Annotated in this window: 16 protein-coding genes; 9 read left to right on the plus strand and 7 right to left on the minus strand. The window is 70.5% G+C overall.

All coding sequences use genetic code 11. The features are described 5' to 3' along the window. Positions 1–32: 32 nt before the first annotated feature. From AB3M82_RS07030 to AB3M82_RS07045, 4 genes are all read right to left on the minus strand, one after another. Positions 33–956, minus strand: coding sequence for a glycine betaine ABC transporter substrate-binding protein (locus tag AB3M82_RS07030; RefSeq protein ID WP_412956615.1), 924 nt, complete (start codon positions 954–956; stop codon positions 33–35). Further along, a complete protein-coding gene (locus AB3M82_RS07035; RefSeq protein ID WP_412956617.1) occupies positions 949–1,908 on the minus strand; it encodes an ABC transporter permease in 960 nt (319 codons plus the stop codon). Before AB3M82_RS07035 ends, AB3M82_RS07030 begins: the two co-directional genes overlap by 8 nt. Further along, positions 1,908–3,224, minus strand: a complete 1,317-nt coding sequence (locus AB3M82_RS07040) for a quaternary amine ABC transporter ATP-binding protein (RefSeq protein WP_412956618.1) — start codon at positions 3,222–3,224, stop codon at positions 1,908–1,910. Before AB3M82_RS07040 ends, AB3M82_RS07035 begins: the two co-directional genes overlap by 1 nt. Positions 3,225–3,631: 407 nt before the next feature. Beyond that, on the minus strand, positions 3,632–4,801 hold the full coding sequence (locus AB3M82_RS07045) for a class I SAM-dependent methyltransferase (RefSeq protein WP_412956619.1): 1,170 nt from the start codon (positions 4,799–4,801) through the stop codon (positions 3,632–3,634). A gap of 145 nt (positions 4,802–4,946) precedes the next feature. Between AB3M82_RS07045 and AB3M82_RS07050 the strand changes: the two genes are divergently transcribed. Both AB3M82_RS07050 and AB3M82_RS07055 read left to right on the plus strand, forming a co-directional pair. Then, entirely contained in the window at positions 4,947–5,936 is a 990-nt protein-coding gene (locus tag AB3M82_RS07050; protein WP_412956620.1) for an ABC transporter ATP-binding protein, read from the plus strand. Beyond that, positions 5,929–6,732: an ABC transporter permease subunit gene (locus tag AB3M82_RS07055; protein WP_412956621.1), complete on the plus strand. Its 804-nt coding sequence runs from the start codon at positions 5,929–5,931 to the stop codon at positions 6,730–6,732. Before AB3M82_RS07050 ends, AB3M82_RS07055 begins: the two co-directional genes overlap by 8 nt. A 6-nt stretch (positions 6,733–6,738) precedes the next feature. Here AB3M82_RS07055 and AB3M82_RS07060 read toward each other — a convergent pair whose 3' ends face one another. Next, positions 6,739–8,013: a type III PLP-dependent enzyme domain-containing protein gene (locus AB3M82_RS07060; RefSeq protein ID WP_412956623.1), complete on the minus strand. Its 1,275-nt coding sequence runs from the start codon at positions 8,011–8,013 to the stop codon at positions 6,739–6,741. 169 nt (positions 8,014–8,182) lie between these two features. Between AB3M82_RS07060 and AB3M82_RS07065 the strand changes: the two genes are divergently transcribed. The 4 genes from AB3M82_RS07065 (at position 8,183) to AB3M82_RS07080 (ending at position 10,831) form a co-directional block, all read left to right on the plus strand. Further along, the gene (locus tag AB3M82_RS07065) at positions 8,183–8,623 is read left to right on the plus strand and encodes a hypothetical protein (protein ID WP_412956624.1); all 441 of its coding nucleotides are present in this window, start codon (positions 8,183–8,185) and stop codon (positions 8,621–8,623) included. A gap of 236 nt (positions 8,624–8,859) precedes the next feature. Next, a complete protein-coding gene (locus AB3M82_RS07070) occupies positions 8,860–9,246 on the plus strand; it encodes a GntR family transcriptional regulator (RefSeq protein ID WP_412956626.1) in 387 nt (128 codons plus the stop codon). After that, positions 9,243–10,145 carry an ABC transporter ATP-binding protein gene (locus AB3M82_RS07075; protein WP_412956627.1) on the plus strand — a complete coding sequence of 301 codons (903 nt, stop codon included), beginning with the start codon at positions 9,243–9,245 and terminating at the stop codon, positions 10,143–10,145. The genes AB3M82_RS07070 and AB3M82_RS07075 overlap by 4 nt, the downstream gene beginning before the upstream one ends. Beyond that, positions 10,145–10,831, plus strand: coding sequence for a hypothetical protein (locus tag AB3M82_RS07080; protein WP_412956628.1), 687 nt, complete (start codon positions 10,145–10,147; stop codon positions 10,829–10,831). Before AB3M82_RS07075 ends, AB3M82_RS07080 begins: the two co-directional genes overlap by 1 nt. Before the next feature lie 209 nt (positions 10,832–11,040). On the opposite strand, the gene AB3M82_RS07085 is transcribed toward AB3M82_RS07080, so the two are convergent. Next, positions 11,041–11,622, minus strand: a complete 582-nt coding sequence (locus AB3M82_RS07085) for a helix-turn-helix domain-containing protein (RefSeq protein WP_412956630.1) — start codon at positions 11,620–11,622, stop codon at positions 11,041–11,043. Between the two features lie 74 nt (positions 11,623–11,696). Between AB3M82_RS07085 and AB3M82_RS07090 the strand changes: the two genes are divergently transcribed. Beyond that, a complete protein-coding gene (locus AB3M82_RS07090; RefSeq protein WP_412956633.1) occupies positions 11,697–13,076 on the plus strand; it encodes an MFS transporter in 1,380 nt (459 codons plus the stop codon). Positions 13,077–13,212: 136 nt separating this feature from the next. Here AB3M82_RS07090 and AB3M82_RS07095 read toward each other — a convergent pair whose 3' ends face one another. Next, the gene (locus tag AB3M82_RS07095; protein ID WP_412956636.1) at positions 13,213–13,431 is read right to left on the minus strand and encodes an SCO4848 family membrane protein; all 219 of its coding nucleotides are present in this window, start codon (positions 13,429–13,431) and stop codon (positions 13,213–13,215) included. A 119-nt stretch (positions 13,432–13,550) separates the two neighbouring features. Between AB3M82_RS07095 and AB3M82_RS07100 the strand changes: the two genes are divergently transcribed. Both AB3M82_RS07100 and AB3M82_RS07105 read left to right on the plus strand, forming a co-directional pair. Beyond that, positions 13,551–14,171: an RNA polymerase sigma factor gene (locus AB3M82_RS07100; protein WP_412956639.1), complete on the plus strand. Its 621-nt coding sequence runs from the start codon at positions 13,551–13,553 to the stop codon at positions 14,169–14,171. Then, positions 14,168–14,623: a hypothetical protein gene (locus tag AB3M82_RS07105; RefSeq protein ID WP_412956642.1), complete on the plus strand. Its 456-nt coding sequence runs from the start codon at positions 14,168–14,170 to the stop codon at positions 14,621–14,623. Before AB3M82_RS07100 ends, AB3M82_RS07105 begins: the two co-directional genes overlap by 4 nt. The last annotated feature ends 46 nt before the right edge of the window (positions 14,624–14,669 follow it).

Raw genomic sequence — 14,669 nt, forward strand, 5'->3', positions numbered from 1 at the left:
CAGCGACGAGACGAAGGGCCCGCGCTTTCAGGTCAATCGACGACCCAGTCGAAGTCCGAGCCGTGCTCTTCGAGCCAGGCGTCCACGGCCTCGGCCTCGCGCCCCTCGCCGTACTCGTTGACCACGAGGTCTTCGAGCGACCCGTACTGGTCGTCGTCGAGCTTGATCTGCTCGATGAGCTCCGCGGCATCCGGGAACTCCTCGGCGAAGCCCTTCGTGCCGAGGAAGTGCAGGGCCTCGGTCTCGCCCATCGCGCCCTTCGGGTCTTCGAGGTCCTTCACGGGGAAGGCCGCGTTGGCCCAGAACGGACGCCACAGCGTCACGACGATGTCTTCGTTCTTGTCGGTCGCCGCGCCCAGCTCGGTGAGCATCGCGGCGGTCGACGAGGTGATGAGCTCGTACTCGCCGTCGAGGCCGTACGCGGGCAGCGCCTTCTGCGTCTGGGCGGTGAGGCCGGCGCCGGGTTCGATGCCGTAGATCTTCCCGTCGAACTCCGCGCCCTTGCCGACGAGGTCCTCGATCGAGGTCAGCTCGGAGTACTCCGGCACCGCGATCGTGAGCTTGGCGTTGTCGTAGTACGCGCCGAGGTCTTCGATCGAGTCGCCGTACGTCTTCATGTACTCGGCGTGGGTGACCTCGGGCCACGCCGACGGGAAGATGTCGACGTCGCCCTGCGCGAGACCCGTGTACAGGGGTCCCGCCTCGGTGAGCGTCTGCATCTCGACGGTGTAGCCGAGCTTCTCGAGCTGGTCCTGTAGCAGGTACGCGGTGCTGAGGCCGTCGGTCCACGACGGGAGGAAGCCGAGGGTGATCGTGCCCTTGTCGCCTCCGCCGCTGCTCGAGCCGCCGCCGCCGAACTCGGTGGTTCCGCCTGCCCCGTCGCTCGCACAGCCGGCGAGGGCCAGGGCGCCGACGGCGCCGAGGGCGGCCAGGGACATGAGTCTGCGCTTACGCATTCTGGAGCTCCTTCTCGACGACGGTCGTCTCGGTCGTGGCACGGGGAACGGATGCCGCCGCCACCGCCTCGGTCTGGCGCTGTGCGCGTCGCCGGCGCAGCAGTCCCACGAGCGACGACGGGTTGCGGCCCAGCGTGCCGAGTGCCGCGGTGACCCGGTCGAGGAAGACCGCGATGAGCACGACGCCGAGTCCGGCCTCCACGCCCTTGGCGATGTTCACGGTCGAGATGGCCTCGACGACCATCTTCCCGAGCCCGTCGGCTCCGGCCATGCCGGCGATGACGGCCATCGACAGTGCGAGCATGATGACCTGGTTGATGCCCGCGAGGATGGTCGGCATCGCGAGGGGCAGCTGGATGCCGCGCAGGATCTGCCCGGGCTTGGCGCCGAAGGCCTGTCCGGCCTCGACGGTCTCGGAGTCGACTCCGCGGATGCCGAGCTCGGTCAGCCGCACACCCGGGGGCAGCGCGAAGATGACCGTGGCGACCAGACCCGGCACGACGCCGATGCTGAAGAACACGATCGCGGGGATCAGATAAACGAAGGCGGGCATCGTCTGCATGAAGTCGAGCACCGGCTTGAGCACGGCTCGGACGGTGCTGTTCCGCGCCGACCAGATGCCCAGCGGCACCGCGATCACGACCGCGACCACCGCGGCGACGAGCACGAGCGCGAGGGTCTGCATCGCGGGCACCCAGAGGCCCATCGCCACGATCAGCGCGAACGACACGACCGTGCCGATCGCCAGCTGCCAGGAGCGCACGACCCAGGCGATGAGCGCCGCGACCGCGATCACGACGAAGAAGTAGGGCAGCAGCAGGAGTGACGTGAGGCCGTCGACGAGGAACGTCACGACGAACGCGACCGCGTCGAGGAAGCCGCCGAGGTTGGCGGTGATCCAGTCGACGCCGTTCGCGACCCAGGATCCGAGGGGGATGCGGAAGCCGTCCATCAGCGCACCTCCCCCGCCAGCCGGTTGTCGGAGCCGGAGGATGCCGGCGGCTCGGCCGTCCACCCGTCGTCGAGCACGGCGTCGATCTCGGCCTGCGGCATCGGGAACAGCGGGAGCGTGAGCTCCCCGGTCGCGCCGGGGCCGGGGCCCAGGGCGGCGAGGAGGGTCACACGCGGGATGACGCCGACGAGGCGGCCCTCGGCATCCGTCACCGCCAGCGGCAGCGGCGACTCGACGGCCGGCACGAACAGGTTCATGAGGACCTCGTCCTCGCTGACGCTCTGCGGCACCGGCTTGATGATGTCGCGGAGCGTGGCGGTGCCCTTGCGCACCAGCTTCACGGCATCCCGGTCGGTCACGATGCCCACGAGCTGGCGGTCGCGGCCGACGACGTAGGTGGCCGACATGTAGGCGTCGCGCATCTGGCGCAGCGCCGTGCGCGGACCGGCCGTCTCGGCGACGACCGGACGCGGACGCTCCATGACGTTCCCGGCGGTGAGCACGCGGGCGCGATCGACGTCCTGCACGAACTGCTCGACGTAGTCGTTGGCGGGGTCGGTCAGGATGTCCTCGGGCGTGCCGATCTGCACGATGCGTCCGTCGCGCATGACGGCGATGCGGTCGCCGAGGAACATGGCCTCGTTCAGGTCGTGCGTGATGAACACGATCGTCTTGTGGAACTTCTGCTGCAGTTCGAGCAGCTGCTCCTGCATCTCGCGGCGGATCAGCGGATCGAGGGCGCTGAACGCCTCGTCCATCAGCAGGATGTCGGTGTCGGCGGCGAGCGCGCGAGCGATGCCCACCCGCTGCTGCATGCCGCCCGAGAGCTCGGACGGGAGCTTCTCGCCCTGGCCCTCGAGGCCCACGAGCGACAGGATCTCGGCAGCCTTCGCGAGGCGCTCGGCCTTGCCGACGCCCTTGAGCTCGAGCGGATAGGCGACGTTCGCGGCGACCGTGCGGTGCGGCAGCAGGGCGAAGTGCTGGAAGACCATCGAGACCCGCTCGCGACGGATCTCGCGCAGACGCGAGGCCGGGATGCCGGTGATGGCGTCGCCGCCCACCGTGACGGAGCCGTCGGTCGCCGGGTGCAGACCGTTGAGCATGCGGATGATGGTGGACTTGCCGGAGCCGGACAGCCCCATGATCACGAAGATCTCACCGCGGTTCACGGTGAAGCTCGCGTCGATGACGGCAGCGGTTCCTGCGTCGGCGACGGCGGAGCGGGTCTCGCCGGACTTCAATCGGCGGACGGCGGCGTTCGGATTCCTCCCGAACACCTTGAACAGATGGCGCGCTTCAAGTGCGGTTTCGGACACGTTTCCCCTGCGGCCCGCCTCGGGTGGCGAGCCTGCTTCGGTTACGCCCGGGTGACGCTCCCGGCCGTTTCGACATGTCTGCTGTGGGCGGCACGGACAGCGGATTTCGGATCCGCCGCGATAGAGCATCGACCGTACGTCCACGCCTCTTCGCAGCACAGCTAATCGAAAGAAGGACGCGGTCGCGGACTGGTCTTCGGGCCGTCAGGCCCACAGACCAACGTAACGAAATGGCCGATCAGGGGCAAATCCTGGCGCCGGCGGCACCGCGCGAATCCGCGCGTGACCGGGGGATTGCACGGGCTCCTGGCGAATTCGAGCGCAGGGAGTCGAGAGCACGCGAGGGGTCGGGAAACGCCGAGTGTCGGCATCCGCATTCGGGGTGTTCCGACCCCTCGCGGGGAGGCTCACGGACGGCGGATGCTGCGGGTCACCGTGAACTTCGGCGTGCGGTGCAGCTGCTCGGTCGTGCCGACCAGCCGGGTCAGCTCGGCGCGGTATCCCAGCGACGAGTTGAACACCGTGAACAGCTCGCCGCCCGGCCGGAGCACGCGGGCCGCGGCCTCGAACAGCCGGGTGGCCGCGCCGGTATGGATGCTGGTACCGAGGTGGAACGGCGGGTTGAGCAGCACGACGTCGACGGATGCCGTCGCCACCTCCGAGGCCGCGTCGTCCTGCGTCACGGTGATCCGGTCGGCCACGCCGTTCGCGGCGGCGGTGGCGCGGGCAGACGCGACGGCCGCGGCCGAGCGGTCGGTCGCGATCACCTGCGCCGCGGGATGGGCGAGGGCGTACGACACGGCGAGCGCCCCGGTGCCGCAACCGAGGTCGAGCACGTCCTTCCCCGGTTCCCGCACGCCCTTCGTCTCGTCGCTGCGCTCCTCGCTCAGGAACCGCGAAGCGAGACGAAGGGCGTCCAGGAGCACGCGCGTGCCGATGTCGAGGCGCGCTCCGGCGAAGGCTCCGCCGTGCGCGACGAGGGTGAGCCCCTCGTGCTGCGCGGACACGGGGAACGGCGGCGTCTCCGACACGGGCCGGGGCTCCGACGCCACGATCAACCGCGACTTCCGCTCGGCCCGCTGCGCCTGCACCCGCGAGAAGCTGCGGCCCAGCACCTCGTTCTGCGCGAGGACCATGTGCTTGACCCGACCACCGGCCACGAGCACCACGTCGGTCGCGGCCCAGCGGGCGACGGCATCCGCGATCTCCTCGAGCTCCGCCAGCGCCTTGGGCAGTTGCAGCAGCACGAGACGGGCGCCGTCGAGCAGCGCCGCGTCGAGCTCGTGCGACGCGAATCCGTCGAGGCCGAGGTCGGCGGCGTTGCGTGCGAGCGCGCGGCGGCCGGTCGCGAGGTCTTGATGCACGCGGATGCCGCGGAGTCCGGCATCCGTCAGAGCGAGCGTGACCGCCCCGTACTCGTCACCGATCACCGCGATCTGCGTGCCGTCGAGCCCGCGCTCGCCGGCCTCTGCGAGCGCCCGGGCGACGAGGAGCAGGTCGGTCGCGTCGTGCGCCTGCAGGTTCTCGGCCTCGACGTCGGGCCAGCGCCGCAGGCGGCTGTACGGGAACTCCGGCATCCGTTCAGCGTACGCGGACGCGTCGTGTGCGACGCCCGACACCCGACCCCCGCACCCGCTGCCCGAGGTTCACGGAACGGCGAGGTGCTCTTGACACCTCCTGCGGCCGGTTCTAGCGTTCCGAGCAGCGGGGAGGAGGCTCGCCATGAGCGGGGCCATCGACATCACGCGTCTGCACAAGGCGTACGGACGGCACGTCGCGCTGCACAGCCTCGATCTGCACGTGACCCCGGGAACGATCTTCGGTCTGATCGGGCCGAACGGCGCCGGCAAGACGACGACGCTGCGCACGCTGGTCGACGTCATCCGCCCCACCTCGGGCACGGCGCGCGTGCTGGGTGAGGATCCGCGCACCGGTGGCGCGGCTCTCCGTCGCCGCATCGGCTACGTCCCCGGCGAACTGCGGCTCGAGGGACGCGTGACCGGTCACCGCCTGCTCGCGTTCTACGCGGAGGTCTCCGGACCGGTCGCACCGGGAGCGGTGGACGGGCTCGCCGAACGGCTCGGCGTCGATCTGACCCGGCCCGTGCGCACCCTCTCGAAGGGCAACAAGCAGAAGCTCGGGCTGATCCAGGCGTTCATGCACCGTCCGGAACTGCTGATCCTCGATGAGCCGACGAGCGGACTCGACCCCCTCGTGCAGCGCGAGTTCCTGCAGCTGGTGCGCGAAGCGCGCGACGCCGGCCAGACGGTGCTGCTCAGCTCGCACGTGCTGAGCGAGATCCAGCAGACCGCCGACGAGGTCGCGGTGCTCGCCGCCGGCCGTGTCGTCGCCGAGGGCGATGTCGCCTCGCTCCGGCTCGGGTCGGTCCGGCGGGTGCGGGCGGTGATCGCGACGACGGATGCCGCGGCGACCGCGACCCGTTTCGACCGGCTGCCCGGGCTCAGCGGCCTCGAGACGCGTGCGGGCGACGGCATCCTCCATCTCTCCGGTACCGTCGACGGCGCGATCGACCCGTTCGTGAAGGCCCTGTCGCCTTTCGAGGTGCAGGACCTCACGGTCGAGGAGCCCGACCTCGAGGAGTCGGTGCTTCGCCTGTACGGGGATGGCGCGGCATCCGCGCCTTCACGGGGCGGGGAGACGCGGCGATCGCGACGGCAGCGCGCGCAGCGCGGGGAGCGAGACCGTGGGTAGCGTGCTGCCGGTGTTCCGGCGCAGCATCCGCGAATCGTGGCGCAGCCTCGTCGGCTGGAGCGTCGGCATCGCCGCCGTGCTCTCGCTCTACCTCCCGCTGTACCCGAGCCTCGGCGGCGACGGGCAGCTCGAGGCACTGCTCGACAGCCTTCCGAAGCAGCTCGTCACGACCCTCGGGTACGACCAGATCGCGACCGGCGCGGGCTATACCCAGAGCACGTTCTACGGTCTGATGGGGTTCCTGCTGCTGACGATCGCCGCGGTGCTGTGGGGATCGTCCGCGATCGCCGGGGCCGCTGAATCCGGGCGCCTCGAACTCGACCTCGCCCACGGCATCGGGCGGATGCCGTACGCCCTCGAATCCGCGCTGTCGGTGCTCGTGCGGCTGGCCTGGCTCGGCCTCTTCGCCGGGCTGCTCGTCTGGGCGATGAACGAGCCGGGGCAGCTGGGCATCGACCCGCCGCGGATCATCGGCGCGAGCACGGCGCTCGTGGGACTGACGTTCCTCAGCGCAGCGGCCGCGCTGCTCGCCGGAGCGCTGAGCGGACGACGGGCGGTCGCGACCGGAGTGGGAGCGGGCATCGCGGTGCTCGGCTACGTGTTCCAGGCGGTCGCGAAGCAGTCCGAAGACGTCGAGTGGCTCGACGCCCTCTCGCCCTACGCCTGGGTGTACCGGCAACCGCCGCTGCTCGAGGGCGTGGACGCCGGTGGTCTCGCACTCGTGTGGGGTCTCGGCGTGGCGTTCGCCGCGGCATCCGCCTTCGCGCTGCAGCGCCGCGACATCGCCGCGTCCTGAGGCGCCTCAGAAGAAGGTGCGCACGAGCTCGACGACGCGGTCCGACTCGGCCGACTTGACGACGGGCAGGAAGTGCCACTTGTCGAATGCCGTGCACGGGTGCGACAGGCCGAGCGCGACCACGTCGCCGATGGCGACCTCCGGCCCGCGCAGGAACGTGTGCTGGTCGTTCATGGCCGAGACGGATGCCGCGGCCAGGGGCGCGAGCGCGTCTCCGAGGTCCGCGGCTGAGCCGAGCACCACGGGAAGCCCCTCGTCGAACGGGAAGTCCCGCTTCCCGCCGTCGAGGAGGGCCAGCGCGGGTTCGGGGTGCGAGACGACGCGGGCGTATCCGCGCATCGCCGAGCGCAGCACTGCGCCGGCCTCCGCGCCGGGATACGTGGCGTCGAGCGGCGAGATGCCGCGGTAGAAGCCGTCGTCGTGCACGATGTACGCCCCCGAGCGCAGGGTGAACCGCGTGCGGGAGTCGCGGGCGATGGCGGGCGCGTAGACCTCCGCCACGAGGTCGAAGTAGGCGCTGCCGCCGGCCGTGACGAACACGTCGCCCTCGTCGTAGAGGTCGCCGAACGTCTCGTGCACGATCAGCTGGTCGGCGAGATAGGCCCGCACGGCCCCGAGCGCGGCATCCGATCGGTCGTGGCCGAGCGCACCCTCGTACCCGGCGACGCCGGCCAGGCGGAGGACGTCGGATGCCGCGATCCGGCGCCCGATCTCGATCGCCGCCTCGATGCTGCGGGCTCCGGTGCGGCCGCCGGGCGCCCCCAGCTCGACGCAGACGTCGACGCGGCGCGGCACGCCCGCCTCACGCAGCGTCTGCTCCATGCGGTCGACCGTGTCGAGGGAGTCGGCCCAGCTCACGAAGCGGAACCCCGGGTCGGCGAGCTCGCCCGCGAGCCACCGCAGCGAGCGCGCGTCGACGACGGCGTTCGCGAGCATGACGCTGTCGAGCCCGAAGGTGCGGGCGGTGCGCACCTGTCCCATGGTCGCGAGCGTGATGCCGGGGCATCCGGCGTCGAGCTGACGCTGCCACAGCGCGGGGGCCATCGTGGTCTTGCCGTGGGGCATGAGCTGCAGCCCGCGGGCCTCCGTCCAGGCGGCCATCACGGCCACGTTCGTGCGCATGGCCTCGTCGTCGAGCGCGATGAGGGGCGTCCAGAACTCCGACAGGCGGGGCTCGGTCGCCAGGAACTCATCGACCGTGAGCCCGAAAGCCCGCTCCGGGAGTCCCTTGTCGCGTGCGGTGAGACGCTCGGCGCCCCACCCGTCCTGAAGCCGTGCCATGGAGTGTCCTTCGGGTGGGGGTTCGGTGGCGTCCGCGTCGTGCGCGCCTGCTCGGGGGAGGCGACGACGAGGGCAGTTCGAATCTATCCGACGCCCCGCGGCACGCAGCACAGCGGGCGCCGGCGACAGGGCACCCGGCCGGCGTACGGGGAACAACTATGCTCACGGCATGGCGAAGGTGCGGCCGGTCGACCAGGTGCCGGCGTGGAAGGCGGAGTACGACTCGGGCAGGCGGCGGCGCGCGGTGTGGACGGCTGTCGTGATCGTGCTCGTGGTGCTCGCGGTGATGTACGCGGGACGCGTGTTCTGGCTGAACGTGATGGCCGTCGAGGGCGACGTCCCGCCGGCGTCGGTCGTTCCGCTCCCCTCGAACGCCGAGATCCTCAGTGAGAGCGAGAGCTGCGGGAGCGGCGGCTGCTCGGCGACGCTCAGGATCCGGCCCCCTGAAGGGCTCTCGCCGGCGCGACTCGCTGAGCAGATGGGCGTCACCCCGCAGCTGGACGTTCCCGGGAACTTCTTCGACCCTCGCACCGTCTCTGTACGGGGGACACCGACGGGCGACCTCCTCACCGTGAGCATCAGCTACGTCTCGTCGGAGTGGTTTCGATAGGGCGTGACCGCGTTGACGATGTCCGTCGGATAACGGAGACCTGCTGCGGTCGCCCCGGCGTGTCACCCGCCGGAGGGATGCCGACACGCCGTGCCCACAGCATCCGCTCTCCGTTTCGCGCGTACCGCTCCGCCCCGCCCACCCCGATCTCCGGAGGTGTGCGGAAAGGTCTTGACACGACTCTGGTTATGGGGTTACCTACTCATGTAACTAACCCACTGACCAGCGGAGGACTCGTGATCGAAGAAGGCAAGCCGCTCTTCCTCCAGATCGCCGAGCAGATCGAGGACTCGATCGTCGACGGCTCTCTCGCGGAAGAGACACAGGCGCCTTCGACGAACGAACTGGCCGCGTTCTACCGCATCAATCCCGCCACGGCGGCGAAGGGAGTCGCGATGCTCACCGACAAGGGCGTGATCTACAAGCGCCGCGGAATCGGCATGTTCGTCGCCGAAGGCGCGCGCGAGGTGCTCCGCGGCGAGCGCCGTGCCGCGTTCGCCGACCGCTACATCGATCCGCTCATCCTCGAGGCCCGCACGCTCGGACTCGATGCCACCGACCTCACCGCGCTGCTCACCGAGCGCGCGGCCCAGCTCACCGCAGAAGGGAAGAACCCCGCATGACCGCCGTCATCGAGGTGCAGAACCTCACCAAGCGCTACAAGGACACTCGGGCCCTCGACGATGTCTCGCTCACCATCGAGGGCGGCGCGATCCACGGCCTGCTCGGCCGCAACGGCGCCGGCAAGACGACCCTGATGTCGATCCTCACCGCGCAGAACTTCGAGACCTCGGGCACGGTGCGCGTCTTCGGCCAGCACCCCTACGAGAACGCTCACGTGCTGAGCCGCATCTGCTTCGTGCGCGAGAGCCAGAAGTACCCCGACGACGCCTACCCGCGGCACGCGTTCAAGGCGGCGAGCCTGTTCTTCCCGAACTGGGACCAGGCCCTCGCCGACGAGCTGATCGCCGAGTTCCAGCTGCCGCTGAAGCAGACCATCAAGAAGCTCTCGCGGGGTCAGCTCTCGGCGGTCGGGGTGATCATCGGCATCGCGTCGCGCGCCGAGATCACGTTCTTCGACGAGCCGTATCTCGGTCTCGACGCCGTCGCCCGGCAGATCTTCTACGACCGGCTGCTCGAGGACTACGCCGCGCACCCGCGCACGATCATCCTGTCGTCGCACCTCATCGACGAGGTCTCGAACCTCATCGAGAAGGTGATCGTGATCGACAACGGCCGGATCCTCCTCAACGACGACACGGATGCCGTGCGCGACCGCGCCGTGACCGTCGTCGGCGACGCCGCTGCGGTCGACTCCTGGGTCGGCGCCCGCGAGGTGCTGCACCGCGAGACGCTGGGGCGCGTGGCATCCGTCACGGTCCTCGGCGCGCTGACGCCGGCCGAACGCGCCGAGGTGCTCGAACTCGGCCTCGATCTCGCGCCGGTCTCGCTGCAGCAGCTCATCGTCCGTCTCACGCAGAAGGCGGAGACCGTCTCCGCCACGACCGAAGGGGCACGCTGATGCGACGCACGCTCAATGTCATCCGTCTGCAGCTCATCAACCGGCAGACGTTCATTTGGGTTCCGCTGATCGTGCTCGGCAGCGCGACCGTCATCTCGGTACTCATCTACGCGATGATCCCGGTCGACACCCCGAAGTACGGCGGCGGCGGCCAGGCCCCGCTCTGGTACTTCTTCGCGGTCGGCATCTCGGCCATGACGCTCACCTTCCCGTTCTCGCAGGCGATGAGCATCACCCGGCGCGAGTTCTTCACCGGGACGATGATCACCGCGGTCCTCGGCAGTGCGTTCCTCGGCGTGATCTTCCTGCTCGGCGCAGGGATCGAGGTGCTCACCGACGGCTACGGCGTCAACGGATACGTCTTCTACCTGCCGTGGCTGTGGGAAGCCGGAGCGATCGGCGCCTTCACCGTGTACTTCACGCTCGCGCTGCTCCTGTTCGTGCTCGGCTTCACCGGCGCCACGATCTACAAGAGCTGGGGTCCGCTCGTGCTCACGATCGTGGGCGTGGGGCTCGCGCTGGTCCTCGTCGGGCTGGTGTTCCTCGCCACCCGCCTCGACCTGTGGGGGCAGGTCGGCGCGGCGATCATGGACCTCGGGGCCCTCGGCCTCGCCCTCTGGGGACTCGTCGGCGTGGCGGTGCTCACCCTGGTCTCGTTCCTGGCCTTCCGCCGGGCGAAGCCCTAGCCCGCGGCTCCGGATTCGGACCCGGGCTCGGTTCCCCCAGGGGTTCGGTTCCCCGGGATTCGGTTCCCCCGGGCGACACGACGTCGGAGTTGCGGCGAGACACGCCGGTGGACGGATGCTGTCCACCGGCGTGTCGTGTGCGATTCCCGAAGTCGTGCCGACACGGCAAGGGCACCCGCGCGGAGAGACGAAGGGCGTAGGGCGGGGACTCAGATGGTGTCGTCAGCGGCGAGGAGGTCGATCTGCCAGTAGCGGCCCGTCGGGTCGTCCTGGTCGTGGCCGTCTGCGGCGGCGGCGAGCACCTCGTGCACCTTCTCCATCGCGGCTTCGAACTCGGCCTCGGTGAGTCGCACGGTCCGCTGGGTGAACGTCGCGTGCACCTCCGACGTGCGTCCGGCCATGTACTCGGGCGCCCAGGCGGCCACCCGGCGAAGGACGTCCTGATGCTCCTCGACGATGCCGGCGAGCACCGCGGTGCCGAGGGTCTCGTCGACGACAGGACTCTCGGGGCCGCCGACGCTCAGCGGTGCCTTCCGGCTGGTCCAGACGCGATCGCGACGGTCGCGAGCGTGCTCCGGCGCCTCCACGATGAGTCCGGCATCCGCCAATGCGCGCAGGTGGAAGCTCGCACTGTTCGCGGGAACGCCGAGCTCGACCGCGATGTCGGCCGCGCGCAGGTGGTCGTGGCGGGAGAACAGGTGCAGCATCCGCCGACGGAGCGGATGCGCGTACGCCTTGAGCATCGCCGAGGTCATCCACTCCACGCCGCTGCTGCTCGATTGCTCGGACATGCTCCGAGTATATCCGCACCTGGAGTTGCACACTTATAGTTGCGCGACTTATCTTGCGGATCTACCATCGAGCCATGACCACGACGACCGCACCGCACCGCCTGTGGCGCAACGCGCGCTACCTCACCTGGCTCGTGAGCGACACGAGCAAGGGCCTCGCCTCCGCGCTGTTCGGCTTCGCCATCCCGCTGCTCGCCCTGATCGTGACGAACGACCCCGCACAAGCGGGCATCATCGCCGGCGCCGGTCTCGTCACACGCCTGCTGCTGACGCTCGTCGGCGGCATCCTGGCCGATCGTCACCGCCGGGTGCTGCTCATGCTCGTCGGCTCACTGCTCGGCATCCTCCTCGCCGGCGCCTTCACCCTTCTCGCCGTGTTCGACGCCCTGACCTTCGCCACCCTGCTGGTGATCGACGTGCTGCTCGCGGCACGCAGCGGCCTCTTCGACGTCGCGGGTGAGAGCGCCATCAAGGAGATCGTCCCCGACGACGCCATGGGTCGGGCGCAGGCGGCGAATCAGGCGCGGGACGCCGCACTGCACCTCGCGGGCGGACCGCTCGGCGGCCTCCTCCTCGGCGTCGGCGGGTGGCTGGTCGGGCTCGTCATGACCCTGTGCCACCTGCTCGCCGCGGGCACGGCGGGCCTTCTCGCACGGGGCGAGGGAGCGGCGGGGGTGCGCGAAAACCCGGACCCATCGCCGGATGCGCGGCGTGTCGAGGCGCGACCCGCCGTCGACGCGACCGCCGACCCGGATTTCCCGGCAGCGGATGCCCGGCGTGCCGAGACGGGAGCGGATGTCGAGGGCACGAAGCGCAGCGGACGACGCGAGCTCCGCGAAGGGTTCGCCTGGCTGTTCTCGCGCCCCGACCTCGGCGGGGTGCTGCTGATCACCACCATCGTCAACCTCGGCTTCAACGCCGCGATCACCACCGCGGTGTACGCGCTGCAGCAGGCCGGGCACTCCGAGCTGCTGATCGGCACCGTGAGCGCGGGGATCGGCGCGGTCATGCTCCTCGGAGCGGTCCTCGCGCCTCTGCTCGTGCCACGGGTGGGGACGGGAGTGCTCACCATCGCGGGGCTGGTGGTCGTGGCGGTCGGCGCGACCGTGCTGTCGGCAGTCACCGAACCCTGGGCGATCGCCCTCGTGCTCGGCGTCTCGGTGCTGCTGCTGCCTGCGCTGAACGCCGGCATGATGGGCTACTTCATGGTCGCCACGCCCACCCGCCTCCTCGGCCGGGCCAACGGCGCCGCCGCCGTGCTCGGCATGGGGGCGATGCCGCTCGCGCCGCTCATCGCCGGCTTCGGACTCACCGGGATCGGCAGGCAGAACACCGTGCTGGTGTGCGCGGCCCTGTGCGCCGTGGCCGTGGTGCTCGCCGTGGGGAACCGGGCGCTGCGCGCCCTGCCGGTCGAGGCGCGGTGGGCCGCGCACGCGGCGCGGTACGAGCGCTGACGAGCGCCCTTCGTCTCGCTGCGCTCGCTCAGGGACCCGGCAGCGACGAGACGAAGGGCGCGCAAGGACCGGGCAGCGACGACCTACCCGGTACCTGAGCGAGGAGCGCAGCGACGAGACGAAGGGCGCAGCGGCCCTACAGGGCTCCGGCGAGCGCGGCGATGCCGGCGAGCAGCGAGAGCAGGGCCAGCACCAGCGCGAGCGAGATCAGCACGATGTGCACGGTGAGGAACCTCGTGGCCTTGCCCTGGGCGTCTTTGGCGCGCGGATCCTTCACGATTCGCCGGAAGAACTGCGGCCAGACCAGGGCGTTGAACGCCGCGTTGAGGAAGAGGATCACAGCGAGGAGGGTCACCCCTCCACCGTATCGGCCGCGGCGTCGGCATCCGTCCCGTCCGCGCCCTCTCGGAACGAGACGTCACGTATCAATTACCTCTTGCCGTGCTCCTTGCAGGTGTGGTCACAATGTTCTTCATGATCGACGGTGCACCCGGCACCGCCCACGATCCTGCGTCGGACGATGGGAAGGCTCGCTGGCAGCATGCGGCGGATCTCTTCGACGCGTGGCGCGAGGGCGACGGCCGGGCGATGGACGGGCTCGTCCGGCTGATGACGCCCGTCCTGTGGCATGTCGTGCGGGCGTACGGTCTCGATCGCACCCTCGCGGAAGACGTCGTGCAGACGACCTGGCTGCGGCTCGTCCGTGCGGAGGGATCGATCGCGGATTCCCGGGCCGTCTCGGCCTGGCTGACGACGACCGCGCGGCGCGAGGCCTGGCGGGTCGCGAAGGTGAACCGACGCGTCGAGGCGACGGATGCCGACGACCTCGATGTGCTCCTCCCCGAGCAGGCCTCGGCCGAGGAGCGCGCGGAGATCGGCGACGAACGACGGCGGCTGTGGCTGGCGGTGCAGCGGCTCGCGGCGCGCTGCCAGCGGCTGCTCCGGGTGATCGCCTTCGAGGACCGCCCGGACTACGCGCGGCTGGCGGCCGACCTCTCGATGCCGGTCGGCAGCATCGGTCCGACGCGGCAGCGCTGCCTGGCGAAGCTCCGCTCGCTGCTGGAGGCCACGCCGGCCCCGGGAGGGCGCGCATGACCGCGCCCGACGACGCGGCCGTCTTCGCGGGTCTGCGCGCGATGTGGCGGGACGTCGACCCGATGCCCGAGGGGCTGCCCGAGCGCATGATCGCAGCGGTCGCCGCCGAGGGCCTCACGCAGGAGTACGCCCTGCTCACCCTCATCGAAGACGGGCTCGGCGCGGTGCGCGGCGACACCGACACGCTGACCCTGCAGTTCAGCGACGGCACCACGAGCATCCTGCTGCACGTGACGACGACCGAGAGCGGTCGCCGCCGCGTCGACGGCTGGGTCGACACCGCCGCCGCCGAGATCGTGCTCACGCAGGGCGAGCGGTCGCGCACCACGACCCCCGCCGACACCGGCCGGTTCGCGTTCGACGAGGTGCCGCCCGGACTCACGACCGTGCGCCTCACGACCGCCGCCGACGGCGAGACGCGCACGCTGTCGACGCCGCGATTCGAGTTGTGAACCCGCCCGGGGCCGTCCGGGTGACGCTGTGCAGGAGAGGATGACG

Origin of the sequence: Microbacterium californiense, from assembly GCF_047246625.1 — a bacterium.
Lineage (GTDB): Bacteria > Actinomycetota > Actinomycetes > Actinomycetales > Microbacteriaceae > Microbacterium.

Coding starts and splice junctions, on each gene's coding strand:
- AB3M82_RS07050 (WP_412956620.1), top strand. CDS start 4,947: ATGAGCGGGGCCATCGACATCACGCGTCTGCACAAGGCGTACGGACGG.
- AB3M82_RS07075 (WP_412956627.1), top strand. CDS start 9,243: ATGACCGCCGTCATCGAGGTGCAGAACCTCACCAAGCGCTACAAGGAC.
- AB3M82_RS07105 (WP_412956642.1), top strand. CDS start 14,168: ATGACCGCGCCCGACGACGCGGCCGTCTTCGCGGGTCTGCGCGCGATG.
- AB3M82_RS07065 (WP_412956624.1), top strand. CDS start 8,183: ATGGCGAAGGTGCGGCCGGTCGACCAGGTGCCGGCGTGGAAGGCGGAG.
- AB3M82_RS07045 (WP_412956619.1), bottom strand. CDS start 4,801: ATGCCGGAGTTCCCGTACAGCCGCCTGCGGCGCTGGCCCGACGTCGAG.
- AB3M82_RS07060 (WP_412956623.1), bottom strand. CDS start 8,013: ATGGCACGGCTTCAGGACGGGTGGGGCGCCGAGCGTCTCACCGCACGC.
- AB3M82_RS07035 (WP_412956617.1), bottom strand. CDS start 1,908: ATGGACGGCTTCCGCATCCCCCTCGGATCCTGGGTCGCGAACGGCGTC.
- AB3M82_RS07090 (WP_412956633.1), top strand. CDS start 11,697: ATGACCACGACGACCGCACCGCACCGCCTGTGGCGCAACGCGCGCTAC.
- AB3M82_RS07030 (WP_412956615.1), bottom strand. CDS start 956: ATGCGTAAGCGCAGACTCATGTCCCTGGCCGCCCTCGGCGCCGTCGGC.
- AB3M82_RS07080 (WP_412956628.1), top strand. CDS start 10,145: ATGCGACGCACGCTCAATGTCATCCGTCTGCAGCTCATCAACCGGCAG.
- AB3M82_RS07100 (WP_412956639.1), top strand. CDS start 13,551: ATGATCGACGGTGCACCCGGCACCGCCCACGATCCTGCGTCGGACGAT.
- AB3M82_RS07085 (WP_412956630.1), bottom strand. CDS start 11,622: ATGTCCGAGCAATCGAGCAGCAGCGGCGTGGAGTGGATGACCTCGGCG.